This window comes from Sphingomonas sp. SUN019, assembly GCF_024758705.1.
In the GTDB taxonomy this organism is placed as follows: Bacteria; Pseudomonadota; Alphaproteobacteria; order Sphingomonadales; family Sphingomonadaceae; genus Sphingomonas.
The window spans coordinates 2,843,405-2,868,049 of sequence record NZ_CP096971.1; the positions used below are offsets into that span (position 1 = coordinate 2,843,405).

Here is a 24,645-nt window from a genome sequence, read left to right on the forward strand (position 1 = left end):
TAGATGCGCTTTCAGGGCAAGCGCGCCGTCGTGACCGGCGGCGCCTCGGGCATTGGGCGCGCGACTGCGCTTCGCCTGGCCGAAGAAGGCGCGCAGGTCTGGATCGGCGACGTCGATGAAACGGGCGGGCAGGAGGTGGCGGACACCTCCAACGGCAAGATCAAGTTCCGCCGCTGCGACGTGACGAACGCCGAGGACATCAAGGCGCTGATCGAAGAGGTTGACGCCGCGGGCGGCCTCGACGTGTTGTTCAACAACGCCGGGGCAGGCGGCGCGAAGGAAAAGATCGACGAGATTTCGCCCGACGATTGGGACCGGACGCAGAACCTTCTGCTCCGCTCGGTCGCGCTGGGCATCCGTTACGCCGCGCCGTTGATGGCGAAACGCGGGGGCGGGGCGATCGTCAACACCTCCAGCGTCTCGGCGCTCGGCACCGGCTACGCGCCGACCGCGTATTCCACCGCCAAGGCGGGCGTGCTGCACCTCTCGAAAATGGCCGCGGCGGACCTCGCCAAGGACAATATCCGCGTCAACGCGGTAATCCCCGGCTTCATCACCACCAACATCTTCACCCGCCACCTCGAAATTCCCGACGACAAGCGCGACATCGCGAACCAGATGATCGCTGGCGCCGCCGCCATGGCGCAGCCGGTGAAGCGCGCCGGTCGGCCGGAGGACATCGCCGCGGCGGTCGCGTTCCTTGCGAGCGACGATGCCGCGTTCATCACCGGCACGCACATCCTGGTCGACGGCGGCATCACGATCGGCACCCGGCAGAGCTGGGATCCCGAAATGCCGGGAATGTTTGCGGCGCTGGACGCGCTGGCATGAACGCCCCAACCGTAGCAACGCCCGCCGCCTCCGCCACGACGCCAAAGGCGCGGCGGCTCGCCAACCGGACGATGGGCAGCTACGGCTTCGGCGCGGCGGCATATGGCGTGAAGGACGCGGGGTTCGGCACGTTCCTGCTGCTGTTCTACAATCAGGTCGTCGGCGTCCCCGCCGCAACCGTCGGCCTCGTCATCATGCTCGCGTTGATCATCGACGCGTTCGTCGACCCGACCGTCGGCTTCTTTTCCGATCGCACGCGCAGCAAATGGGGGCGGCGGCATCCATGGATGTACGGCGCGGCGCTGCCGATCATGCTCGGCTGGATATTGCTGTGGAATCCGCCGCAGGCGTCCGAGCCGATGATCCTTGGCTGGCTGTTCGTCGTCGCGGTGCTCGTCCGCTCGGCGGTCAGCGCGTACGAGGTGCCGAGTCAGGCGATGGCGGCCGAACTCAGCGGCGATTACGACGAACGTACGCGGATCATGGCGTATCGTTATCTGTTCGGTTGGGCGGGCGGGCTGCTGATGCTGATCAGCGCGTACATCTATTTCCTCGCCCCTGCGCCGGGCTATCCCAACGGGCTGCTGAATCCCGAAGGCTATAAGCGGTTCGCGATTGCGGGCGCGATCTTCATGGGCGTGGCGATCATGGTGTCGGCGGGCGGCACGCACCGCGAAATCCCCAACCTGCCGCAGCCGCCGATCGAGCGGCAGTCGCTGGGCGATGCGTTTCGCGAGCTGAAGGAAACCGTCAACAACCGCGCCTTCGTGATCCTGATGCTGGCGGGCATCTGCGCCTACACCGGGCAGGGCATCGTCTATGCGCTGTCGAATTATCTCTACAGCTTCGTGTGGGGCTTCAAGGGAATCACGTTTGTCTATTTCAGCGTGTCGCTGTTCGTCGGCGTGATGATCTCGTTCGTCGCCGCGCCGCGGATCGGCGCGCGGACTAGCAAGCCGAAGGCGGCGGCGCTGGCTGCGGTCGTCGGCGTGACGCTCGGCACCTTGCCCTATTGGCTGCGGCTGGCGGGGGTGTTCCCGGCGCTCGGTGATCCGTTGATGATCCCGCTGCTGTTCGCGCTCCTGACGCTCGCCACCGCCAGCGGGGTGACCGCCTATATCCTCGGCGCATCGATGCTGGCCGACGTGGTGGAGGATTCGGAGGCGAAAACCGGCCGCCGATCGGAGGGCATCTTCTTCGCCGGTGGTTTCTTCGTCCAGAAATGCACCAGCGGCATCGGCATCTTCGTTTGCGGGCTGATCCTGGCGGTCGCGGGCTTTCCGGCGAAGGCGGTGCCGGGGAAGGTGCCTGAGGCGACGATCGACCGGCTGACGCTGATCTACATCGTTACGTACACCGCCTTCGTCCTCGCTGCGGCGTTCTTCTACACCCGCTTTCCGTTTGGCCGGGTCGAACACGAAGCGCGTCTGGCGAAGCTAGCGGGCGCAACAGTCGCCGCCGAACCGCGTATCTGAAGTCCTACACAACGGAATCGAACGTCACGAAAATCCTCCCCTGCAAGGGGAGGTGGTGCGCAGCGCCGGAGGGGTGTCGCGCTCTCGATAGGGTGACACCCCTTCGTCAGGCTTCGCCTGCCACCTCCCCTTGCAGGGGAGGACTAAGAGCGGAATCCCATCCCATTCCGCCACTCGTCGGCGCGCAAACACCGTTCGTCGGCTTTGGTTCCCGCGGCTATTGGTTTCTTTAACCTGCCCGGATAGCCCGGATACATCGAACAACCGGGGACCGGGGGGTCGCAATGAATTTCAGGGCGTTGGCAGCGCGTTTTGCGCTGGTGGTATCGTGCGGCCTGCTGACGGCCACCCCCGCGATGGCGCAATTCTGGCAGTGTGCGCCCTACGCCCGTGAAATTTCCGGCATCCAGATCCGCGGTAACGCGAATACCTGGTGGGGCCAGGCGGCGGGCAAACATGCGCGTGGCAAGGCCCCGAAGGTCGGCGCGGTGCTCGCTTTTCAGTCCACCGCGCGGATGCGCGTCGGCCATGTCGCGATGGTGTCGCGGATCGTCGACGACCGCGAAGTCCTGCTGACCCACGCAAACTGGTCGCGCCGCGGCGGGATCGAACGCGACGTGCGCGCGGTCGACGTGTCGGCGGCGGGCGACTGGAGCGTGGTGAAGGTCTGGTATGCGCCGCAGGGCGGCCTCGGCACGTCGAGCTATCCGACCAACGGTTTCATCTATTCGGATCAGGCCCCCGCCCAGACTCCTGCGGTGCAGGACGAAGCGCAGCTGCCGACGTTATACTACGCGTCGTCGAACCCGATTTCGGTTAAGGGCACGCTGACGGGCTTCGCACCGCTGGCGCGCTAGTTTGATCCGCTCACGCGGATAAGTCGGCACCGGCCCGCTCCCCCGCCCCGCCTCCCAATCAGGATATTCTGTGGGAGGCGGGGCGGGGGAGCGGGCTGTTTGATCGGTTCAGCGACGCTGAACCGATCAAACAGCCCGAAACGTCATCGCCAGCCCGTTCATGCAATACCGCTTGCCGGTCGGCTTCGGACCGTCGTCGAAGACGTGGCCGAGATGCCCGCCGCAGCGGCGGCAATGAACTTCGGTTCGCGCCATCATCATCGCGCGGTCGGTCTTCGTGGCGACCGCATTCGGCAGCGGCGCCCAGAAACTTGGCCAGCCGGTGCCGCTCTCGAACTTCGTCTTCGAGCTGAACAACGGCAATTTGCACCCCGCGCAGGCGAAAATCCCGGCGCGCTTCTCCCCGTTGAGCGGACTCGAATAGGGACGCTCGGTGTCCTCGTGACGCAGCACCTGATAGGCGGCCGGCGACAGCTTCGCCTTCCACTGCGCATCGCTCAGCGTGACCGCAAAGCGTTCGGGCGCGGCGGCGGGCGCGGCGCTGCAGCCAAAGATGGCGAATGCGCCCCCGCCAATACCGGCTAGCGACAGGAAATGACGACGGTCGTGGGTCATGGGAACCTCTTTTCCAATACGATATAGTTCGCCGCAGCGACGCATCCAGTTACGTCACTGATCGGGATCAGGATGATCTTGTGGAACGAAGCGTGTCGGACGCGGGTTTCCGGGTCATGTCCTTCCAGCAACTCGATCCGCCGCTTCCGGTCCATATCCTTGACAAGGGGCCGGGCTATGCCTTCGCCGTGATCGATTACGGGCAGGAGCATAATCTGATCTGGGTTACGGCGATCAACGAAACGGGCGAGATCTGGTGCGCGCCCAATCCGCGCGTGCGGCTGCAGGCGAACTGGACGATGGGTCGCGCAAAGCCTCCAGCGGTGGCCGCGGCGCGCGACGGGGACTGCTCCGGCGCGGCCGAACCGTTGCGGGCGGAAACCGTGAAGCCGAACTGAACCACGCTATGGGCGTCGCGCAAGCCGCGTGATAATCGGGCGCGATGCTCGATCCTGCGAATCCGACGGCGCTGATCGCCGACATGGGCCGACGCGCGCGTCAGGCCGCTACAGCGCTTGCGCGTTTGCCCGACGCCGACAAGGCGCGCGCTTTGGTTGCGGCGGCGGATGCAATCCGCGCGGCGCAATCCGACATTCTCGCTGCCAACGCCACAGACATGGCGCGCGCCAAGGTGAATGGCCTGTCGGGTGCATTACTCGATCGCCTGATGCTCGACGCCGAACGGGTCGCAGCGATGGCGGCGGCGGTGGAGACGGTGGCGACGCTCGACGATCCGGTCGGCGCAGTGATTGACGAACGCGTTCGCCCAAACGGTCTGGTCCTCCGCCGCGTGCGCGTGCCGATCGGGGTGATCGGCATCATCTACGAAAGCCGCCCCAACGTAACCGCCGACGCCGCGGCGCTATGCGTCCGATCGGGCAACGCCGTCATCCTGCGCGGCGGCTCGGAAGCGATGGAGAGCAACCGCGCTATCCACACAGCGTTATTGAACGGCCTGGAGTCGGCGGGCTTTCCCGCGGACGCGGTGCAGCTTGTGCCGACGACCGATCGTGCGGCGGTCGGCGCGATGCTGGCGGCGGACGGTATGATAGACCTGATCGTGCCGCGTGGCGGCAAGAGCCTGGTCGCGCGCGTGCAGGCCGAAGCGCGCGTCCCCGTGCTGGCGCACCTCGACGGCATCAATCACGTCTACGTCCACGCCTCCGCCGACCCGGTGATGGCCAAGGCGATCGTGTGCGACTCCAAGATGCGGCGCACCGGCGTATGCGGCGCGATGGAAACGTTGCTGATCGATCGCGATTTCCCGGAGCCGGTAGAGTTGGTCGAAGCATTGCAGCGGTCTGGCTGCCAGGTGCGCGGCGATACTCTTGAGGCGTCGACCGGAGAGATCGTGGAGCCGGTCAGCGATGCCGACTGGGATACCGAATACCTTGACGCGATTGCTTCGGTTGCACTGGTTGAGGGGGCCGACGACGCGATCGCACACATCGCCCGCCACGGATCGCACCACACCGATGCAATCGTGGCAGAGGACGAGGGAGTGGCGCAACGTTTTCTGGCCGAAGTCGATTCAGCGATCGTCCTGTGGAACGCTTCGACCCAGTTCGCCGACGGCGGTGAATTTGGCCTCGGCGCGGAGATTGGCATCGCCACCGGCCGCCTCCACGCCCGCGGCCCCGTCGCGTTGGAGGGGCTGACGACGTACAAGTGGGTCGGCGTCGGCACAGGGCAGGTGCGGGGTTGATCGCATGCGGCTTCAGCCCTAGCTATTTTGGCATGACGCAACACGCACCCATCGAATTGGATCGTGAACTCCAAGACGCCGCGCAGGCCGCCGCGGCTTGGCGCGATATGTCGCTGCAAGAATATGCGCGGCAGGTGATTGCTCGCGCGTCGGAGATGGACGCCGAACTGGCGGCTTTCGTACAGGAAGGTATCGACTCGGCGGATCGCGGCGAACTGATCAGCCAGGAAGAAATGGAGGCGTGGTTCGAGGCGCGACGTCGGTCAGCCGCCGCTGAATGAATCGCGCGCGTTGGACCGCAAGGGCGCGCGCCGACCTCGCCGCCGTTGACGATTATTACTGTCCGATAGCGCCGGAATATGCGCTAAGGATCGGGCGAGAGGCGCTGGCGGCGGCACGCTTTCTCGCGGCTCATCCCGCGTCCGGTCCAGCATTCGGCGGTGGGACGCGAAAGTGGCGGATTCGATCGACTGACTATCTGCTGATCTACCGGATCGTAACTGGCGGGATCGAGATCGTGCGCTTGCGGCACGCGCACGAGGACTGGCGGACGGACCCTTGACCCGCATCGGACTCCTCGGCGGGTCGTTCAATCCGGCGCACTCGGGGCATCGCGCGGTCAGCCTCGCTGCGATGCGGGCTTTGGAACTGGATGCGGTTTGGTTGCTGGTTTCGCCCGGCAATCCGCTGAAGCCCGCGAAGGGGATGGCGCCGTTCGTCGCGCGGCTGGCGTCGGCGCGCGCGGCGGCGCGGCGGTCGCGCATCCGGGCGAGCGATATCGAGGCGCGACTCGGCACGCGGTACACCGTCGATACGCTGGCCGCGTTGATCCGGCGTTATCCGAAGAACCGCTTCGTGTGGTTGATGGGGGCGGACAATCTCGCCCAGTTCCACCGCTGGCGCGACTGGCGGAAAATCGCGCGGATGATGCCGATTGCGGTGATCGCGCGTCCGGGCTATGACGCTAAGGCCCTCGCGGCGCCCGCGACGGGATGGCTGCGGCGTTTCCAGCGGCGCCCCGGTCAGGTAAAGGACTGGACCGAGTGGAGCTTGCCGGCCCTCGTGCTGTTGCGCTTCCGCCCCGATCCGACCTCCGCGACGCGGCTTCGCGCCGCCGATCCTGACTGGCACGTTCACTACGCCGCCCCACCAACCCCACCCAAACCGGCAACACAGGAGTAACCTTGCCCGCCACCGCCACAGCGTATCGATCGTCCGACGCGGACAGCGTCGCCACGCTTCACCGCATCGTCCTCCAGTCGCTCGACGACGACCAGGCCGCGGACACGATCTCTATCCCGCTCGCCGGGAAATCCTCGATCGCCGATCACATGATCATCGCCAGCGGACGATCGACGCGTCAGGTCGCGTCGATGGCGTCGAAGCTGGCCGAGAAGATCAAGGGCGAAACCGGGCGCAGCCCGCGGATCGAGGGATTGCCGACCGCCGATTGGGTGCTGATCGATGCGGGCGACGTGATCGTCCACCTGTTCCGCCCCGAGGTGCGCAGCTTCTATAATCTGGAGCGGATGTGGTCGTTCGGCGACGCGCCGGCGCCCGAGCCCGAAGCCCCGACCGATATGAGTGGGATCAACTGACCTGATCCTGCATATTGTCGCGCGCGGCCGGATCGGGCGATCGCCCGAGGCAGATCTGGTTGCGCGCTATCTGAAGCGGATTGCGTGGCCGACAAGGGTGACGGAATTGCCCGACACCGGCGGGCGCGCGCCCGCCCTGCCGGGGCAAGCGAAGCGCGTGCTGCTCGACGAAAAAGGCGAAATGCTATCGTCGGTCGAATTCGCGACGCTGCTGGGACGATGGCGTGATGACGGGGTGCGCGAAACGCGCTTCCTGATCGGCGCGGCGGACGGGTTCGATAACGCCGAGCGGGCGGGAGCCGACCGATTGCTGTCGTTTGGGCGCGCGACCTGGCCGCACATGATGGCGCGCGCGATGCTGGCGGAGCAATTGTTTCGCGCCACGAGCATCCTTGCCAATCACCCCTATCACCGCGAAGGCTAGGCGCCATGCTGGGGCGGCGGGTGGCTATGGTGATCGGGGGGGCGGTGCTGCTCGCCACGTCCGCGCCCGCGCAGGATCGATTGGCGATCGAACGTGAGCGGCTGGAGCGCGCGAAGTCCGACGCCGACGCCGCGGCGAAGCGCGCCGTCGCGCTCGACCGGCAGGCCGCGGCGGAGCGCGATGCGGCGGCCAAGGCGCGAGCCGAGGAAGCGGCGATGGGCGAACGGATTGCAGCCGCCGAAGCCGATATCACCGCCGCCCGCGCCCGCGTCGCGATCGTCGAGCGGTTGCTGGCCGAACAACGCGCCGATCTGGGCGCGCGGCAGCAGCCGGTCGCGCGGTTGCTCGCGGCGTTGGGATCGCTCGCGCGACGGCCCGCGGTGGCGGCGATCGCGCAGCCGGGCTCGGTCGACGATCTGGTCCATATCCGCGCGGTGCTGGGTACGGCGCTGCCCGTCGTGCGCGCGCGTACTACGGACGTGCGGGAAGAACTCGACCGCACGCGGGCGCTGCAGGCGAATGCGGCGCTCGCGGCGAAAAGCCTGCGCGACGGCCGCGTGACGCTGGTGCGCGAACGGCGCGCGCTGGCGGCGCTGCAGGTGCGCCACGCGGCGGCGGCGACGCGGCTGGGACGCGACGCTTTGGCCGAATCCGACCGCGCGATCGGGCTGGGCGAGGCGGCGCGCGACATCGTCGACCGGATGGAGACGATCGGCGACGACCGGGCGACGCGCGCGGCGCTTTCGCGATTGCCGGGGCCGCCCGTGACTGACCCGGCCCCAATTGGCCAAGCGCCGACCTATCGCCTGCCGGTGCGTGGCAGGTTGCTGGCGGGACTCGGCGAAGTGTCCGAAAATGGCGTGCGTGCGCGGGGCCTTTCCGTCGCCACCGAACCGGGCGCGCGGGTGATCGCCCCCGCAGCGGGAAAGATCGTCTTTGCGCGCGCGTTTCGCGGCTTCGGGCAGGTGGTGATCGTCGATCACGGCGCTGAATGGACGACGCTCGTCACCGGTTTGGGCGCGGTCGATGTGGCGGCAGGACAGGCCGTGACGGCGGGCGATGTTCTGGGTCGCGCGGGCCGTGGCGAGCGCGCTCAGGTTGGGGTGGAACTGCGCCGCCACGGGCGACCGGTGGACATCACCGGGCTGATCGGGTGATCAGTTCGCGGCCGCGAAGATCGCGCGTAGGTCGGGCTGGCCGGTGTGTGCGCCTAGGCCCCCGTCGACCGGGATCGCCGCGCCGGTGAGGTAGCTGGCATCGTCCGAGGCGAGGAAGCACGCGACCGCGGCGATTTCCTCAGGCCGCGCGAAGCGTTTCATCGGAACGACCTGCTCCCACGCGTCGCGCAGGCCCGGCACCTGCATGATTCCGTCGGTCAGGATCGGCGTGTCGACCGGGCCGGGGCAGATCGCGTTCGCGCGGATGTTGTCGCGCGCGTGGTCGATCGCCAGGCTGCGGGTGTAGTTCACGACTGCGCCCTTCGCGGCATTGTACGCGGTGAAGCCATAGTCGCCCGCCAGCCCGGAAGCAGAGGCCGTGTTGATGATCACCCCGCCGCCGCGCTTGCGCATTTCGGGGATGGCTGCGCGACAGGCGTAGAAGACCGCGTCGAGATCGATCGCGATGACGCGCCGCCAGTCCTCGATCGCCAGGTCGGGGGTTTCGCCGAAGCAGCCGATCCCTGCGTTATTGTAAAGGATGTCGATGCCGCCGAAACGCGCGACGGTCGCGGCGACCAACGCTTTGACCGCGGCAGGATCCGCGACGTCGGTCGCCTGGAAAGCGGCTCGCTCGCCCAACTCTTGCGCCAGCGCGGCACCCGTGTCGCTGAGATCGGCGATCATCACGCTCGCACCTTCGGCATGGAGACGCCGAACGCTCGCCGCGCCTATGCCCGATGCGCCGCCGGTGATGATGGCGACCTTGCCGTGAAACCGCACGCTGGGTTCAGAAGCGGCGGTGTTTTCCGCCGTACTTCTTGCCGATATAGTCGCCGATCTGCGTCATTTCGTTCGCCGCGGCGGTCACGCCCTCTGCGCAGCAGGGCAGGGGATCGCGCTCATGCTGCGCGGCGCGCATCTGCACCTTCGCGCACAGATCCTCGATATCGGCGCGCGTGAGCAAATTCTTCTCACGCATCAGGCAAAGCAGGCTCTGCAGGATCACCATCGTCTTTTCGTTGGCCTGAGCCTCGGTAAGCTCGAACTGCGCCATCAAACTCTCCTTATATTTTCAGGAGAGGATATGCCGATTCCGGCGCGACGCAAGTGCGTATCGTCACGGCCATAACCAAGGTTATGGTTACGTCAGTTGAGGCCGCCCCCCAAGGTCCGATAAACTTCGATCATGTTGCTTGCGCGTGCGAGGCGCGTTGTCTGCAACTGCTGCCGCGCGGCGTAAGCGGTGCGTTGTGCGTCGAGGGCGGTCAGGAACGAATCGATTCCGGCGCGGTACCGTGCATCGGAAAGCCGGGATGCGACATCCGCCGCGTTGACGCGCGCGGTTTGGGCGAAAAGCTGTTCGTCGATCGTTCCACGCGTGGCGAGCGCGTCGGCAACTTCGCGGAAGGCGGTCTGGATCGCCTTCTCATAGGTCGCGACCGCGGCCTGTTGCGTCGCCTTGGCGGCTTCGAGATTACCCGCGTTGCGCCCGCCGTCGAACAGCGGCAGCGAGACGCCGGGCGACCCGGTGTAGGTGAAGCTGCCGCCGCCGAAGAGGCCGGACAACGCGGTCGAGATCGTCCCGATCGTCGCGGTGAGTGAAATTGTGGGGAAGAATGCGGCGCGCGCCGCGCCGATATTGGCGTTCTCCGCGATCAACTGGTGTTCGGCCTGCAGCACGTCGGGGCGGCGCAGCAGCACCTCCGACGAGATGTTGCCCGGCAAAGCATCACGCGCGTAGCCCGCGGTGCCCAGACCGGCCGGAAGCTGGTCGGCGGTGACCGTCGTGCCGACGAGCAGGTTCAGCGCGTTCTGATCCTGCGCGATGCGGCTTTCAAGGACGGCGATATCGTTACGCGCCTGCTGATACGTCGTCTCCGCCTGCCGCGCGGCGAGTTCGCTGGCGACCCCGACGCGGAACTGGGCGCGGGTCAACTCCAGCGTCTTTTCGAACGCCTTCAACGTCTCGCGGCTGAGGCGCAACTGGTCCTGATCCGACGCCAACGTCAGCCACGCGGTGGCGATCTCCGCGATCAGGCTGATCCGGGTCGAGCGCTGCGCCTCTTCGCTGGCGAAATATTGCTCCTGCGCCGCGCGCGTCAGGTTGCGGGTGCGGCCGAACAGGTTGAGTTCGAAGGCAGAAAAGCCGACCGTCGCGGAATAGATTTCGATGTTGGACGACGTCGATCCGGTCCCTGCGCCGCCACCTGCACCTCCGCCTGCACCCGCACCGCCGCCTGCGCCGAGCAGGTTGTTGGTGTACGTGCCTGATCCCGATGCGGTCGTCGACGGGACCAGATCGGCGCGCTGGACGCGGAATTGCGCCCGCGCCTTCAGGACGTTCGCCGCCGCGACGCGCAGGTCGCGATTGTTGGCGAGGCCTGCGTCGATGACGTGCACCAGCCGCGGATCGGTGAAGAAATCGCGCCAGCCGACCGCGGTGATGTCCGGCGCGTCGGTCGCCGCGCGGGGGTACGGCCCGCCCTGCGGCAGTTCGGCGGGCACCGCGCCTATGGGGCGCACGTATTTCGGCGCCAGGTTGCATCCGGCGAGCGTGGCGCTGGCCATCAGGACGATCGACAGGCGGAAACTCTTGGTCACGTCAGGCTCCCTGCGGCGCGGGGTCGGCGTCGCGGTTGGCGTCGGGCTGGTTCTTCGGCGTACGATCGAACAGGCGACGCACGACGACGAAGAACATCGGCACGAAGAAGATGGCGAGGATCGTCGCGGACAACATCCCGCCAACGACCGCGCGGCCGATCGCATTCTGCCCGCCCGCGCCCGCGCCGGTCGACAATGCCAGCGGCAGCACGCCGAAGACGAAGGCGAGACTGGTCATCAGGATCGGGCGGAGCCGCAGCTTCGCCGATTCCACCGCGGCGTCGAACGCGCTCATGCCGTCGCGCATCCGTTCCTCGGCGAACTCCACGATCAGGATCGCGTTCTTCGCCGACACGCCGATCGTCGTGATCAGGCCCACCTGCAGATAGATGTCGTTCGAGAGCCCGGTCAGCGTCGCGGCGAGGATTGCGCCGAGGATTCCGAGCGGGACGACCAGCAACACCGACAACGGCACCGACCAGCTTTCGTACAGCGCGGCAAGGCACAGGAACACGATCAGCAACGACAGACCGTACAGCGCCGGCGCCTGGCCGCCGGACAGCCGTTCCTCGTAACTGAGGCCGGTCCATTCGAGCGAGGTGCCGGGCGGCAGCTTCGCCTGGATTTCCTCCATCGCCTCCATCGCCGCGCCAGACGAGACGCCGGGCGCTGGCGCACCCTGAATCTGCATCGCGGGCTGACCATTGTAGCGTGTCAGCTGCACCGGGGCTTGCGCCCAGCTAAGCGTCGAAAACGCGCTGTACGGGGCCATCGTCCCGGTCGCGCCGCGGACGAAGAAGCTGCCGATATCCTCCGGCTTCATGCGATAGGGTTCGTCGGCCTGGATATAAACGCGCTTCACGCGGCCACGGTCGATGAAGTCGTTCACATACGCGCCGCCCCAGGCGGTCGCGATCGTCGAATTGACCTGCGTGAGGTCAAGGCCGAGCGCGCGCGCCTTGTCCTGATCGATGTCGATCTTCAACTGCGGCGCGTCGTCCAGCGCGTTGGGACGCACGCCCACCAGGCGCTTGTCCTGCGAAGCCATGCCGAGCATCATGTTGCGCGCCTGCACCATCCGTTCGTGGCCAATGCCGCCGGTGTCGACGAGCTGCAGGTCGAAACCCGTGGCGTTGCCCAGTTCCTGCACCGCGGGCGGGACGATCGCGAAGATCAGCGCGTCCTTGAACTGGCTGAATGTGCCCATCGCGCGCCCGGCGATCGTCGGTGCGCGGTTTTCCGCACCGGAGCGGTCGGCCCAGTCCTTCAGCTTGACGAAGGCGATGCCGCTGTTCTGGCCTGCGCCTGCAAAGCTGAACCCGGCGACGGTGAAGACGCCCTCTACATTGGCGCCCTCGGTCTTCAGGAAATGGTTGCGGACCAGATCGAGGCCCTTTTCTGTGCGGCTCGTGGTCGCGCCGGATGGGCCCTGGACCAGCGCGATGACGACACCCTGATCCTCTTCGGGGAGGAAGCCCGATGGCAGGCGCACGAACAGCAACGCCATCAGCCCGACGATCAGCAGGTAGACGAGCGCCGACCGCTTCCAGCTGCGCACGGTGCGCTTCACGCCATGTTCGTAGCGTACCTGGCTGCGATCGAACTTGTCGTTGAACCAGCGGAAGAAGCGCGCGAACAGGCCATTGCCTTCGTGCTTGTCGGGATCGTGCGGTTTCAGGATCGTGGCGCAGAGTGCAGGCGTCAGGATCAGCGCGACCATCACCGACAGGACCATCGCGGAGACGATCGTGATCGAGAACTGGCGGTAGATCACCCCGGTTGACCCGCCGAAGAACGCCATCGGCAGGAACACCGCGGACAGGACCAGGCCGATACCGACCAGCGCGCCGCTGATCTCGTCCATCGATTTCTTCGCGGCTTCCTTCGGCGACAGGCCTTCGGTCTGGATCAGCCGTTCGACGTTCTCCACCACGACGATCGCGTCGTCGACGAGCAAGCCGATCGCCAGCACCATGCCGAACAAGGTGAGCGTGTTGATCGAAAAACCCGCCAGCGCCATCACCGCGAATGTGCCGAGCAACACGACCGGCACCGCGATCGTCGGGATCAGCGTCGCGCGAAAGTTCTGCAGGAACAGGAACATCACGAGGAAGACGAGCAGCACCGCCTCGAACAACGTTTCCACGACCTGTTCGACCGACAGCCGCACGAACGGTGTCGAATCATACGGGTAGACGATCTTCACGTCGGGTGGGAAACCCTTCGAGATTTCCGCCACGCGCGCCTTCACGGCCTCGACCGTGGCGAGCGCATTGGCGCCGGGGGCCAGCTTGATTCCCATGCCCGCGGCGGGCTTTCCGTTATATTTCGAACCGAAGCCGTAATTCTCCGCGCCGATCTCGACGCGTGCGACGTCGCCCAGCCGGACGACCGAACCGTCGATGTTCGATTTCAACCGGATCGCGGCGAATTGTTCGGGCGTCTGGAGCCGCGACTGGACCGACACCGTGGCGTTGAGCATCTGCTCCTTCGGCGCGGGCTGCGCGCCGATCTGCCCCGCCGAAATCTGCGCATTCTGCGCCTGCACCGCGGCGGTCACGTCGGTCATCGTCAGCGCGAAATTGTTGAGCTTTAGCGGATCGACCCAGATGCGCATCGCGTACTGAGACCCGAAGACCTGCGTATCGCCGACGCCGCTGACGCGGCTCAGGGGATCCTGCAGACGTGCTACGGTATAGTCGGCCAGGTCGGGGACATCGTGCGACCCGTCCTCAGAGTAGACGCCGATGATGAGCAGGAAATTGGCGGCGGATTTGGCGACGAACAGGCCCTGCTGCTGCACCTCCTGCGGCAACAGCGGCGTGGCGGATTGCAGCTTGTTCTGCACCTGCACCTGCGCCGTGTCGGGATCGGTGCCCTGTTCGAAGGTCAGCGTGATCGTGACGGTGCCAGCCGACGAGGACGACGACGAGAAATAGCGAAGGTTGTCGATCCCCTTCATCTGCTGTTCGATGATCTGGGTCGTCGTATTTTCCAGCGTCTGCGCGTCGGCGCCCGGATAGGTCGCGGTGATCGTCACCGCGGGCGGGGCGATCGCGGGAAACTGCGCGATCGGCAGGCTGCGGATCGCAAGGCCGCCGGCGAGCATCAGGATGATCGCGATAACCCACGCGAAGATGGGTCGATCGATGAAATAGCGGGCCATGCTGGGTTACTTCGCCTGCGGCTGTTGTGCGCCCTGCGGCGCGGCGGGCTTCGCGTTGGGGTTCCAGACGCTACCCTTCACCGGCATCCCGGGGCGCAGCATCATGCCGCCTTCGACGATCACCTTGTCGCCGGGCTTCAGGCCGCTTGATACCAGCCAGGCGTCGCCGACGGTGCGTTCGGTTTTCAGGATGCGGGGTTCGACCTTGTCGCCCTTGCCGATCACCATTGCGACCGGTTGACCCTTTTCGTCGCGGCTGACCGCGCGTTGCGGGACCAAAATTGCCTGCGCCTGCGTCCCCTCGCCGAGTTCGGCGCGGACGTACATACCGGGCAGGAGAAGACCACGCGGATTGGCGAACTGCGCGCGCAGCGCCTGCGTGCCCGTCGTGGGATCGACCGTCACGTCGGTGAATTTCAGCGTGCCTTCGATGGGATAGGTCGATCCGTCCTCCAGCTTCAGGCGGACCTTGGCCGCCGCGCCGCTGCGCGCGACCTCTCCGGCCATGATACGCTGGCGGAGCTTCAGCACGTCTGCGCTCGCCTGGCTGATGTCGACATAGATTGGGTCGAGCCGCTGAATCGTCGTCAGCGGTTCGGCCTGCGCCGCAGTGACCAGCGCGCCAGTGGTGAAGGTCGATCGCCCGATCCGGCCGGAGATCGGCGCGGTGATCGTGGTGCGCGCCAGGTCGATCTGCGCGGTGCGCAGCGCCGCCTGCTGCGCAGACACGTCCGCGCGCGCCTGCTGCGCGCTGGTGATGGCGTTATCGTATTCCTGGCGCGAAATCGCGTTGATCTTGACCAGTTCGCCATAGCGCCGCGCGAGCGCGTCGTTCGACGCGATCGCGGCGCGGGCGCGGGTCAGCGCCGCGCGGGCGCTGGCGACCTGCGTCTGATAGGGTGCGGAATCGATGCGGTAGAGCGGTTGCCCGGCGCGAACCGAATCGCCCTCCGCAAACAGTCGCGCGCGGACCAGGCCGTTGACCTGCGGGCGCACCTCTGATGTCTCATAGGCGGCGGTGCGGCCGGGCAATTCGGTGCTGAGCATCGCCGGGGTTTCGCGCATGACGACATAGGACACCTGCGGCGGTCCCTCCGGCGGCTGTTGCGGCGCGCCCTTGCCGCACGCCGACAGCAACAGAACGGCGGCGATGGCCGGACCGAACTTTCTCATACACGTCCCCGAAAGCTATGCTATTGTGTGAGTGAACGATCGCTCACAGATAACGCCATCTAGAACCGTCGTCCGAAAGCCGCAAGTGTCGAAAGCCTGAATACGAATGAATCTTTTGCAGTGCAGCGTAGAATGCGCCCCAAGTCGCGCGGATGCCCGCCGGATCAAGCTTCTGGAAACAGCCGCGAAACTGTTCAGCGAGCAGGGCTTTCATGGGGTCGGCATGGCGCAACTCGCCACCGCGTCGGGCATCCGGGTGGGGCAAATCTACCGCGACTTCGCCTCGAAGGAAGACATCATCGCGGCGATCACCGAGGAAGGATGCGCCGAGTTTCTCGACACGGAGCGACTCCACAAGGCGGTCGCATCGGGCGATTTCGCAGGGGTGCGCGACTGGATCATGCACTTCATCGACATCGACCAGCCGATCGACGATTTCCGCATCATGCCGGAGATCATGGCCGAATCGGCGCGTAACGACCGGATCGCGAGCGTCATGCGCGGTTTGCACGACCAGGTTAGGAAAACGCTGGTGTCGGCATTGTGCACATTGGTGTCCGGCGATCACCGCGTCGCCGAATGCGAGGCGCTGGCCGATGTCATCATGACGCTCGGCATGGGGCTCAATCACCGCCGCATCGCCGACCCCGATCGCGACCTGAACCCGCTTGCCGACCATATCCGTCGTATCGTCGCCAGCGAGATCGACGCATTGCAGGCCGCCTGACGCACGATGTGCGTGGCGACGATCGCGTGGGACGCGCATCCGCGCTGGCTGGTCGTGCTGGCGGGCAATCGCGACGAATTGCACGGGCGCCCCGCCGCGCCGTTGGCGCGATGGGACGATTCGGGGATTGTCGCCGGGCGCGACCTGCGCTCTGGCGGGACGTGGCTGGGTGTCTCCGAAGCTGGGCGGCTCGCGGTCATCACCAATCTGACAGGGTACGCGCCCGACGGCGCGGCCCCGTCGCGCGGTGCGTTGGTGGCCGGTGCGCTGGCGGGAACAATACCGGACGGTGATGCGCTCGCCGCGTTCAACGCATTTAACCTGATCGTCGCGACACGCGATACGCTGGAGGTCGTCAGCAACCGGCCCGCACCGTCACGTAACGCCCTGACCGCGGGCATGCACGGCCTGTCGAACGGTGCGGTCGATTCGGATTGGCCGAAAGTCACGCGGTTGAACGCCTTGCTCGCGGCCTGGCTGGCTGGCGATGCGAGCGATCCGGCGTCGCTGTTCGACGCGCTGGCGGAGGACCGCGATACGGCCGTCACCGATCCGCCTGACGCCGACCACGAACCGCACGCGCGCATCTTCATTCGCAATCCTTTTTACGGCACCCGCTGCAGCACCGTCGTGGCGATCGATCGGGATGGCGCGGGCGTGATCGTCGAACACCGCTACGATGCCGATGCGATCGTTACTGGCGAGACTCGTCGCCCCTTTTGCGTGGGGCGGCTAAAGCGCGGCGGCGAAGTGATCCAGACCGCGCGCGAGGTCGGCGATCAGGTCGTCGGGGTCTTCCAGCCCGATCTGCAGCCGGACCATCGGCCCGGCGAAATCGGGCGTGGTGGCCGTGCGATAGCGCTGTGGATCGACCGGCAGCGCGAGGCTTTCGAAACCGCCCCAGCTGTAGCCGATGCCAAAATGATCGAGCCCGTCGATCAGCGCGGCGCGCGACGCCTCGTCGCCGCCGTTCAGGACGAACGAGAACAGTCCGGTACTGCCCGCGAAATCGCGCACGAACAGGGCGTGACCGGGACACGCGGGATGTGCCGGGTGAAGCACACGATCGACTTCGGGCCGCGTTTCCAGCCAGCGCGCGATCTTAAGCGCCGACGATTCGTGCTGCTTCAGCCGCACCGCCAGCGTTCGCAGGCCGCGGCTGGCAAGCCAGCAGTCGTCGGGGCTTGCGACCTGTCCGAGTTGGAAGCTCGTTTCGCGCAATTTCGCGAACCGGCCCGGCGCAGCGGTCACGCTGCCTAGCATCACGTCGCTGTGCCCGACGATATATTTGGTGCAGGCGAGCACCGACAGGTCGACGCCGAGCCCGATCGCGCGGAAGTTGAGGGGGGTGGCCCAGGTGTTGTCGAGGATCGTCGCGATCCCGCGCGCTTTCGCCGCAGCGACGATCGCGGGCACGTCCTGCACCTCGAACGTCAGGCTGCCGGGGCTTTCGAGGAAGATCGCCTTCGTCCTGTCGCCGATCAGGTCGGCGATGTCCGCGCCGATCAGCGGATCGTAGAAGCGTGTCGTGATGCCCAGCCGCTTCAACAACCCGTTCGCCATCGAACGCGTCGGGTCGTACGCGCTGTCGACCAGCAGCAGTTCGTCGCCCGGCGACAGCACCGACAACAAGGCGGCGGCGACCGCCGCAACGCCGGACGGGTAGAGGAACGTTCCCTCCGCGCCGGGCTCCAGGTCGGTCAGCGCATCGGCCAGGCTCCACTGCGTCGGTGTCCCGCGCCGCCCGTAGAACAACCGGTGATGCGTATCGCGTCCCGCCGCGGCGCGCAGGTCGGCGACGCTGTCGTAGAGGATCGTCGACGCGCGCCAGACCGGGGTGTTGACGATCCCTCCCGTCCATTCCTTGCGCCGGCCCGCCTCGACCACGCGGGTTTCGTCGCCGATGTCGTGATCTTTCATGCGCCGGTCGCCTTTGGGGTCGACGGGTCTGCGCCCCATTCGCCCCAACTGCCGTCGTACACGGCGGCGTCCCTGCCGAGCAGATGGGCGGCGAAGGCGATGACCGAGGCGGTGACGCCCGATCCGCACGTCGCGACGATCGGGCGGTTTAGGTCTACGCCGGCGTCGGCGAACACGGCGCGCAAGGACGTGCCATGCTTCCACGTGCCGTCTTCGTCGAAGAAGCGGGTATAGGGCAGGTTGATCGATCCGGGGATGTGGCCGGGGACCACGCCTGCACGCGGCTCGGGCTCCTCGCCCGCAAAGCGCGCAGGCGACCGCGCGTCGAGCACTTGCGCGGCGTCGCTGTCAAGATTGGCGCGTAAGTCGGCGAGGTCGCGGATACCCTCTCCACGAATACGCGGGGTAACGTGGCGCGGCCGGGGCGTCGGTTTTTCGCTCGACAGCGGCCGCCCCTCCGCGCGCCATTTCGCCAACCCGCCGTCGAGGGTCGCGACATCGGGGGTGCCGAAGCTGCGCAGCATCACCCACGCCCGCGCTGCGCTGTGCAGCGAACTGTCGTCGTACAGCACGATGCGCGTGCCATCGCCAAGGCCCAACGCCGCCATCCGGCTGGCGAACTTTTCAGGGCGGGGCAGCATCATCGGCGCAGCGTTCGCGCTGTCGACGATTTCGGCCAGATCGAGAAAGACCGCGCCGGGGATATGCGCCGCGTCAAAGTCTGTGCGCGGTTCGCCGCCATCGCCGGGCAGCCGCCACGTCGCATCTACGACGCGCAGATCGCGCGCGTCGATGTTGGCGGCCAGCCATTCGGTTTCGACGAGCGCGTCCATCTGCTTCTCCATGACTATCGCGACCCTAGTAAGTCCGATCGCGCGCGTCGAGGAAGGCGGGGTGACGCCGCGCGCTGCGAACCCTATCTGCGCACCATGACCCCGAAACATCTTGGCCAGACCAGCGCGCTGCCCGCCACGCCGGAAGAAGCGGTGCTGGACTATGTTCCCAACCCGCGACCCGGCCGCACTTATCTGGTGCGTTTCGCAGCGCCGGAGTTCACCTCGCTGTGTCCGGTCACCGGCCAGCCCGATTTCGCGCATATCGTGATCGACTACGTACCGGGCGAGACGATCGTCGAATCGAAATCGTTGAAGCTGTTCCTCAGCAGCTTCCGCAATCACGCCGCCTTTCATGAGGATTGTACGGTCGGAATTGGCGAACGCCTCGCCGCTGAAATGCAGCCGCGCTGGCTGCGCATCGGCGGTTACTGGTATCCGCGCGGCGGTATTCCGATCGACGTGTTCTGGCAGAGCGGCGCGCCGCCTGTCGATCTATGGCTGCCCGATCAAGGCGTTGCGGCCTACCGTGGCCGCGGTTGATTGATTGAGATCAGGCGCTTTCGCTCTGCTGCGTTGCAACCAACCACCGTCCGATCCGTTTGATGGACCTGTATCGCCGGCGCTCCGTGTGATATTGCATCAGCGAAGGTAAGAGGCATGGCGGCGGACGTCGAAACGATTTCCCATATCGCGCTGATCGGCAACTTCCTGCCGCGTAAATGCGGCATCGCGACGTACACGACCGACACCTACACCGCGCTGCGCGGCCGTTACCCGGACCTGCGTGTCGACGTCTATGCGATGGATGATCACCCCGGTCGTTACGACTACCCCGCCGCCGTCGTGGCGGCGATTCCGCAGCAGGACCGGTCCGCCTATATCGCCACGGCGCGTGCGATCGAGGCGAGCGGCGCGCAGGCGATCTGGCTGCAGCACGAATATGGCATCTTCGGCGGCGCGGCGGGCGAACATATCCTCGCTTTGCTCGACCGATCGACCCTGCCGCTGATCGTCACGCTTCACACGGTGCTCGAAAAGCCCAGCGCATCCGAGCGCGAGGTGATGGAAGGGCTACTCCGTCGCGCCTCCAAGGTTATCGTGATGGCGGAACGCGGGGTCGAGATCCTGCGTCGCGTCTATGGCGCGAATCCGCGTTCGATCGTGATGATACCGCATGGCGTGCCCGACCGCGCGTTCGTCGACCCCGCGCTGCTGAAGCCGCGTTTCGGGTGGGAAGGGCGGCAGGTGATCCTGACGTTCGGCCTGCTCGCGCCCGGCAAGGGGATCGAGACGGTGATCGAGGCGATGCCCGCCGTCGTCGCGCAGCATCCCGACGCGGTGTATGTCGTGCTGGGCGCGACTCACCCGAACCTGGTCGCGCATGAGGGCGAAGTCTATCGGCAGCGTTTGAAGAAGCTGGCGGCGGACACCGGCGTTTCGGGCAATGTCGCCTTCATCGATGCGTTCGTCGATCACAACGACCTGATCGATTATCTGCAGGCGGCCGACCTGTATGTCACGCCGTATCTGAACCCGGCGCAGATCACGAGCGGGACGCTGTCCTATGCGGTGGGCGTCGGCAAGGCGGTGATCTCAACCCCTTACGTGCACGCGACCGAAATCCTTGGCGACGGGCATGGCGTGCTGGTCGATTTCCGCGACTCAGCCGCTTTTGCGCGTGAAATCAACGATCTGCTCGGCAACGATCGTAACCGTAACCGGCTTTCGGCACGCGCCTATGCGCGTGGCCGGACGATGATCTGGCCCGTTCTGGCCGAGACCGCCATGAAGGAACTCGATTTGATCGTCGCCCAGCAGCCGCAGCGGCTGGCGCAGCAAAGCGCGGTAAAGATCCTGCCGCCCGACATCGCCGCGGTCGAGCGGATGAGCGATTCGACAGGCATGCTCCAGCATTCGATCTATTCGGTGCCCGATCGCCGCCACGGTTATTGCATCGACGACAATGCGCGCGCGCTGATGTTGATGAGCGCAATTCCGGACTTGGATTCGGTGCTACGCGACAAATGGATGACGATCTATGCGTCGTTTGTCCAATATGCCTGGAACCCGGACAAGCGCCGGTTCCGCAATTTCATGAATTTCGACCGGACGTGGTGCGAGGAGGTCGGGTCGGAAGACTCGAACGGCCGCACGCTCTGGGCGCTCGGCGTCACCGCGCGCGATGCGAAGGAGCGCAAGCATCGCGACTGGGCGACCGCGATGTTCGATCTGACCGCCAGCCTCGCGCTCGAACTCGGTTCCCCGCGCGCGCAATCCTTCGCCATGCTAGGCGCGGTCGCGATGCTGGAGGCGTCGCCGGGGCATCAGCTGGCGCGATCGATTCTGGAACGGTTCCCGGACGAGCATCGCGCGCTGCTCGATGTGGCGCGCCGCCCGGAGTGGGAGTGGTTCGAGATCGTGCTGGCGTATGACAATGCGCGCCTGCCCGAAGCGATGATCCGAGCCGGCGTGGCGCTCGGCCGCCGTGACCTGATCGCGACGGGGGTGGATACGCTGGAGTGGATCATGGCGCGTCAGACCAGCCCCGACGGCCGCTTCCGTGCGGTCGGCAGCGAGAGTTTCGGGCGCGAATATGCCGATCCCTTGCCGTTCGACCAGCAGCCGCTGGAGGCGCAGGCGACGATCAACGCCTGTACCGCGGCGTATGAGGCGACCGGCGAGCAACGCTGGTACGACGAGGCGATGCGCGCGTATCGCTGGTTCCTGGGCGGCAATGATCTCGATCTGCCGCTGGCGTCGGTGCAGGACGGCGGGTGTTTCGACGGATTGATGCCGACCGGATTGAACCGAAACCAAGGCGCGGAGTCGATTTTGGCGCTGCAATTGGCGTCGTGCGCGATTTCGGGGCTTTCAAAACGGGCCGCAAGCGTGGCAGGGACGGAGCGCGCCGTCGCGTAGGCCTCGTCTGCCGCGGCGCTGACAGTGCTGCGGCAATACGAGGCTCGGGTTCTTGGATCTCTTCAATCACGAGCTTCGGCTGCACGCCGACCCTTCGCGCGTCGTGGTGCGCCCGTTCCATATCGCCTGGTCGGCGATGAACGGCCAGGGGCAGAGCCGCGCAAAACGGCTGATCGCCGAGGTGCTGGAGATGACGCAGGCGCAGGCGCATGCGCAGCTGCAGGCGGTGCTGAAGGATTTCGAGGAGCGTCACTGGCAGACGCGGCGCGTGTTCATGACGCGCTATGACGAGATCGAGGCGCAGCACGGGCTGGACGGCAGCGAGATCGGCGACGAGAAGCGGCAGCTGATCGGCGCGTATTTCTGCCACGAATACAGCTATGCCGCCGCCGCGCTGATGAACCCCAGCGCGGTGCCGCATTTCGACCAGTCGGGGATGCCCGCGGGATCGCAGCGCATCCTGATGTCGCTGCGCGCGGTGGGAGAGGGGCACATCTCCTCGGTCGCGTTCCGCGAAGGCATCATCACGACGAACAACGAACTGAAGCTGGCCCCCGAACCGCCCTTCGCCACCGCCGCCGACACGCCGCGCGCGGACGAGGATGTCGCGCCCGAGGGGCCGGTCACGGTGTTCCGCCACCGCGACAGTACCCTCAGCGGCACGGTGATCTTCCCGATCACCGATGCGCAGTCGAAGGGGCTGGAGGATTTGCGGCTCGTCCAGTTCGAGCACGGCGACGGTTCGCTTGAATGGCTCGGTACGTACACCGCGTACAACGGGTCGAAAATCCAGTCCGAGCTGTTGCGGACGAAGGATTTCCGCGCGTTCGATCTGGTCCCGATGACGGGGACGGCGGCGCGCAACAAGGGCATCGCGCTGTTCCCGCGCAAGGTGGGCAGCGAGTATCTGGCGATCGGACGGCAGGACGGGGAGAATCTGTACCTGCTGCGGTCGGACAACCTGGAGCATTGGGACGACGGCGAGCTGATCCTGACGCCCGAACATCCGTGGGAGTTCGTGCAGATCGGCAATTGCGGTCCGCCGATCGAGATCGACGAAGGCTGGCTGCTGCTGACCCACGGCGTCGGCGCGATGCGGAAATATTCGATCGGCGCGGCGCTGCTAGACAAGACCGATCCGTCGAAGGTGCTGGGGCGGACGCGGGAACCGATCCTGGCGGCGGCGGATCAGGACCGCGAGGGCTATGTCCCGAACGTCGTCTATAGCTGCGGCGCGATCCGGCACGGGAACAAGCTGTTCCTGCCTTACGGCATCGCGGATAGCTCGGTCGGCTTCGCGTTCGTCGAGATCAGCGAGTTGCTGAAAGCGATGTGAGCGCGGGCGCAGGCGCGTCGGCGAAGCGACGGCGCCGGTGCGCGGCAAAGCCGCGCAGCGCCCGCGCCGGCCGGCGGGAAGGCGTCAGCCGACCCCGTCCGACGTGCAGACGGCGGCTTTGCCGACGTCGGTCCGGGCCAAAAGTCACGGTAAAGTCACACCAATGAACGCAGATGATCGCGGAAAGTTAGGCTAAGGTTAGGCCAAGACGGCCGTTCGCGGCGCGCCAAAAGTCACGATAAAGTCACGCGTGCGCCCACCCATCGAGCGCGGTTCGCAGCGGTCCGGCACTCAGAAAAACTCGGTCGTCCGGTACGCATCGCCGACAGGGCGGCGTCCGCGAATGTTGAGAATGTTGAGACGCCGGCGCACATATTTTCGCGAATGTTGAGGCAGCGAGTTGTGCGCTCCTGAGGAAAGGGATCGACAAAGAGAAAGAGCGGGCCGCAGCAGGAGACTCCTAGCAGATGGGCAGCGTGTAGGAAAACGCGATGACCGTTTCCGCCCACTTGCGGACATTCGCCGCAGTGTGCGAGCCTTGCACCTATGGAAATTGACGAAGTTAAGGTGCTGCTATCGCCGGATCGGTATGGCCGGGTAGCAATTGTGCACAGGCCCGATGGTCGTTTCTGTCTCTATCAGCATTGGCACTGGACCGCGGAGACGCAAGTCGCCTTCCATGTCGAACCTGTCGAGGACCGACGGTGGACGGTGAATAGCACGCCCGCAATCTATGAGGGGGTTGAACCCCTTTCGGGACTATACGGCACCATTGAGGATGCTGAGCGAGAAGCTCCTCGGCTGCTGGGATTGGACAACGGGTGACGCCCAATTGCGGACATTAGCAGGTCGTGCCAACCTGCCTCGATGATCAGGCTCACTACGCTCCTGCTTTGCGCCATGGTCGCGAACATTCCGGCGCCGACCGCTGGCCAAGAGCCGGCGGACGCGAAGAAATTACAGTCGGTTCGCGGGCTTTTGAACGCGCATTGGGAGTATCCCGGCTTCTTACCTGACCGCAAACCAGGTCTAGAATATATGGATTTCCAGTTGAGAGAGGAGAAGTGGCAGCAGGTTTACGCCAAGCCTGTGAACGACGCTTACATCCACCATCCTGATGAAACGAAGTGCTTCCGCATTATTGGTCAGGGGTATCTAGCCTCCCGGAAACCGACGATGATGCAAAATTGGGAGGGACGCCAGTTCATATTCGTCAAAGTCAAGAAATTGGAGCTAACGTCTGCCGCGGAGTGTGCGTCCCGCATGAAAAGGAACGGCAGCTAACCCACCACATCAAGACAT

General features: G+C 65.9%; 25 protein-coding genes and 1 pseudogene. 17 read left to right on the top strand and 9 right to left on the bottom strand.

Annotation, left to right across the window (positions count from 1 at the left end; all coding sequences use genetic code 11):
- The first annotated feature begins 3 nt into the window (after window positions 1-3).
- From M0208_RS13675 to M0208_RS13685, 3 genes are all read left to right on the top strand, one after another.
- Complete coding sequence (locus M0208_RS13675) at window positions 4-831, top strand: SDR family NAD(P)-dependent oxidoreductase (protein WP_258892225.1); 828 nt, start codon at window positions 4-6, stop codon at window positions 829-831.
- Window positions 828-2,306 carry an MFS transporter gene (locus tag M0208_RS13680; protein ID WP_258892226.1) on the top strand — a complete coding sequence of 493 codons (1,479 nt, stop codon included), beginning with the start codon at window positions 828-830 and terminating at the stop codon, window positions 2,304-2,306. The genes M0208_RS13675 and M0208_RS13680 overlap by 4 nt, the downstream gene beginning before the upstream one ends.
- Before the next feature lie 284 nt (window positions 2,307-2,590).
- Window positions 2,591-3,163 (top strand): CHAP domain-containing protein, encoded by a 573-nt coding sequence (locus M0208_RS13685; protein WP_258892227.1) that lies wholly within the window; start codon window positions 2,591-2,593, stop codon window positions 3,161-3,163.
- Window positions 3,164-3,289: 126 nt separating this feature from the next.
- Here M0208_RS13685 and msrB read toward each other — a convergent pair whose 3' ends face one another.
- Window positions 3,290-3,778, bottom strand: a complete 489-nt coding sequence (gene msrB / locus M0208_RS13690) for a peptide-methionine (R)-S-oxide reductase MsrB (RefSeq protein WP_258892228.1) — start codon at window positions 3,776-3,778, stop codon at window positions 3,290-3,292.
- A gap of 116 nt (window positions 3,779-3,894) precedes the next feature.
- Here msrB and M0208_RS13695 point away from each other — a divergent pair, with 116 nt between their 5' ends.
- From M0208_RS13695 to M0208_RS13730, 8 genes are read left to right on the top strand one after another with little or no spacing between them, the layout of a single operon-like run.
- Complete coding sequence (locus tag M0208_RS13695; protein WP_258893264.1) at window positions 3,895-4,176, top strand: hypothetical protein; 282 nt, start codon at window positions 3,895-3,897, stop codon at window positions 4,174-4,176.
- A gap of 44 nt (window positions 4,177-4,220) precedes the next feature.
- Window positions 4,221-5,483, top strand: coding sequence for a glutamate-5-semialdehyde dehydrogenase (locus tag M0208_RS13700; protein WP_258892229.1), 1,263 nt, complete (start codon window positions 4,221-4,223; stop codon window positions 5,481-5,483).
- Window positions 5,480-5,764: a hypothetical protein gene (locus M0208_RS13705; protein WP_258892230.1), complete on the top strand. Its 285-nt coding sequence runs from the start codon at window positions 5,480-5,482 to the stop codon at window positions 5,762-5,764. The genes M0208_RS13700 and M0208_RS13705 overlap by 4 nt, the downstream gene beginning before the upstream one ends.
- Window positions 5,761-6,045: a type II toxin-antitoxin system RelE/ParE family toxin gene (locus tag M0208_RS13710; protein ID WP_258892231.1), complete on the top strand. Its 285-nt coding sequence runs from the start codon at window positions 5,761-5,763 to the stop codon at window positions 6,043-6,045. Before M0208_RS13705 ends, M0208_RS13710 begins: the two co-directional genes overlap by 4 nt.
- Window positions 6,042-6,665: a nicotinate-nucleotide adenylyltransferase gene (locus M0208_RS13715; RefSeq protein WP_258892232.1), complete on the top strand. Its 624-nt coding sequence runs from the start codon at window positions 6,042-6,044 to the stop codon at window positions 6,663-6,665. The genes M0208_RS13710 and M0208_RS13715 overlap by 4 nt, the downstream gene beginning before the upstream one ends.
- Window positions 6,666-6,667: 2 nt before the next feature.
- Complete coding sequence (gene rsfS, locus M0208_RS13720) at window positions 6,668-7,081, top strand: ribosome silencing factor (RefSeq protein ID WP_258892233.1); 414 nt, start codon at window positions 6,668-6,670, stop codon at window positions 7,079-7,081.
- A 1-nt stretch (window position 7,082) separates the two neighbouring features.
- On the top strand, window positions 7,083-7,505 hold the full coding sequence (locus M0208_RS13725; protein ID WP_258893265.1) for a 23S rRNA (pseudouridine(1915)-N(3))-methyltransferase RlmH: 423 nt from the start codon (window positions 7,083-7,085) through the stop codon (window positions 7,503-7,505).
- A 26-nt stretch (window positions 7,506-7,531) separates the two neighbouring features.
- A complete protein-coding gene (locus tag M0208_RS13730; protein WP_258893266.1) occupies window positions 7,532-8,662 on the top strand; it encodes a murein hydrolase activator EnvC in 1,131 nt (376 codons plus the stop codon).
- Here M0208_RS13730 and M0208_RS13735 read toward each other — a convergent pair whose 3' ends face one another.
- The 6 genes from M0208_RS13735 to M0208_RS13760 all read right to left on the bottom strand — a co-directional run bounded on the left by M0208_RS13735 (window position 8,663) and on the right by M0208_RS13760 (window position 15,819).
- The gene (locus M0208_RS13735) at window positions 8,663-9,445 is read right to left on the bottom strand and encodes an SDR family NAD(P)-dependent oxidoreductase (RefSeq protein WP_258892234.1); all 783 of its coding nucleotides are present in this window, start codon (window positions 9,443-9,445) and stop codon (window positions 8,663-8,665) included.
- A gap of 7 nt (window positions 9,446-9,452) precedes the next feature.
- Window positions 9,453-9,719, bottom strand: coding sequence for a hypothetical protein (locus M0208_RS13740; protein WP_258892235.1), 267 nt, complete (start codon window positions 9,717-9,719; stop codon window positions 9,453-9,455).
- A gap of 92 nt (window positions 9,720-9,811) precedes the next feature.
- Window positions 9,812-11,233 carry an efflux transporter outer membrane subunit gene (locus M0208_RS13745; protein ID WP_408988153.1) on the bottom strand — a complete coding sequence of 474 codons (1,422 nt, stop codon included), beginning with the start codon at window positions 11,231-11,233 and terminating at the stop codon, window positions 9,812-9,814.
- A gap of 34 nt (window positions 11,234-11,267) precedes the next feature.
- Window positions 11,268-14,432 carry an efflux RND transporter permease subunit gene (locus tag M0208_RS13750; protein ID WP_258892237.1) on the bottom strand — a complete coding sequence of 1,055 codons (3,165 nt, stop codon included), beginning with the start codon at window positions 14,430-14,432 and terminating at the stop codon, window positions 11,268-11,270.
- Between the two features lie 6 nt (window positions 14,433-14,438).
- Entirely contained in the window at window positions 14,439-15,605 is a 1,167-nt protein-coding gene (locus M0208_RS13755) for an efflux RND transporter periplasmic adaptor subunit (protein WP_258892238.1), read from the bottom strand.
- Between the two features lie 43 nt (window positions 15,606-15,648).
- The gene (locus M0208_RS13760) at window positions 15,649-15,819 is read right to left on the bottom strand and encodes a hypothetical protein (protein WP_258892239.1); all 171 of its coding nucleotides are present in this window, start codon (window positions 15,817-15,819) and stop codon (window positions 15,649-15,651) included.
- 9 nt (window positions 15,820-15,828) lie between these two features.
- Between M0208_RS13760 and M0208_RS13765 the strand changes: the two genes are divergently transcribed.
- Together M0208_RS13765 and M0208_RS13770 are read left to right on the top strand one after the other, a co-directional pair.
- Window positions 15,829-16,332, top strand: coding sequence for a TetR/AcrR family transcriptional regulator (locus M0208_RS13765; protein WP_258892240.1), 504 nt, complete (start codon window positions 15,829-15,831; stop codon window positions 16,330-16,332).
- A 6-nt stretch (window positions 16,333-16,338) separates the two neighbouring features.
- A pseudogene (locus M0208_RS13770) lies at window positions 16,339-16,953 on the top strand (NRDE family protein); the annotation flags it as partial.
- Window positions 16,954-17,064: 111 nt separating this feature from the next.
- Here the strand turns inward: M0208_RS13770 and metC are convergent.
- On the bottom strand, window positions 17,065-18,252 hold the full coding sequence (metC, locus tag M0208_RS13775) for a cystathionine beta-lyase (RefSeq protein ID WP_258892241.1): 1,188 nt from the start codon (window positions 18,250-18,252) through the stop codon (window positions 17,065-17,067).
- A complete protein-coding gene (locus M0208_RS13780) occupies window positions 18,249-19,085 on the bottom strand; it encodes a sulfurtransferase (protein WP_258892242.1) in 837 nt (278 codons plus the stop codon). The genes metC and M0208_RS13780 overlap by 4 nt, the downstream gene beginning before the upstream one ends.
- Before the next feature lie 96 nt (window positions 19,086-19,181).
- On the opposite strand from M0208_RS13780, the gene queF reads away from it, so the two are divergent.
- From queF to M0208_RS13800, 4 genes are all read left to right on the top strand, one after another.
- Window positions 19,182-19,628 carry a preQ(1) synthase gene (queF, locus tag M0208_RS13785; protein ID WP_258892243.1) on the top strand — a complete coding sequence of 149 codons (447 nt, stop codon included), beginning with the start codon at window positions 19,182-19,184 and terminating at the stop codon, window positions 19,626-19,628.
- A 117-nt stretch (window positions 19,629-19,745) separates the two neighbouring features.
- The gene (locus M0208_RS13790) at window positions 19,746-22,007 is read left to right on the top strand and encodes a glycosyltransferase family 4 protein (protein ID WP_258892244.1); all 2,262 of its coding nucleotides are present in this window, start codon (window positions 19,746-19,748) and stop codon (window positions 22,005-22,007) included.
- A gap of 52 nt (window positions 22,008-22,059) precedes the next feature.
- On the top strand, window positions 22,060-23,343 hold the full coding sequence (locus M0208_RS13795; RefSeq protein WP_258892245.1) for a glycoside hydrolase family 130 protein: 1,284 nt from the start codon (window positions 22,060-22,062) through the stop codon (window positions 23,341-23,343).
- An 867-nt stretch (window positions 23,344-24,210) separates the two neighbouring features.
- Complete coding sequence (locus M0208_RS13800) at window positions 24,211-24,627, top strand: hypothetical protein (RefSeq protein ID WP_258892246.1); 417 nt, start codon at window positions 24,211-24,213, stop codon at window positions 24,625-24,627.
- Window positions 24,628-24,645 lie beyond the last annotated feature (18 nt).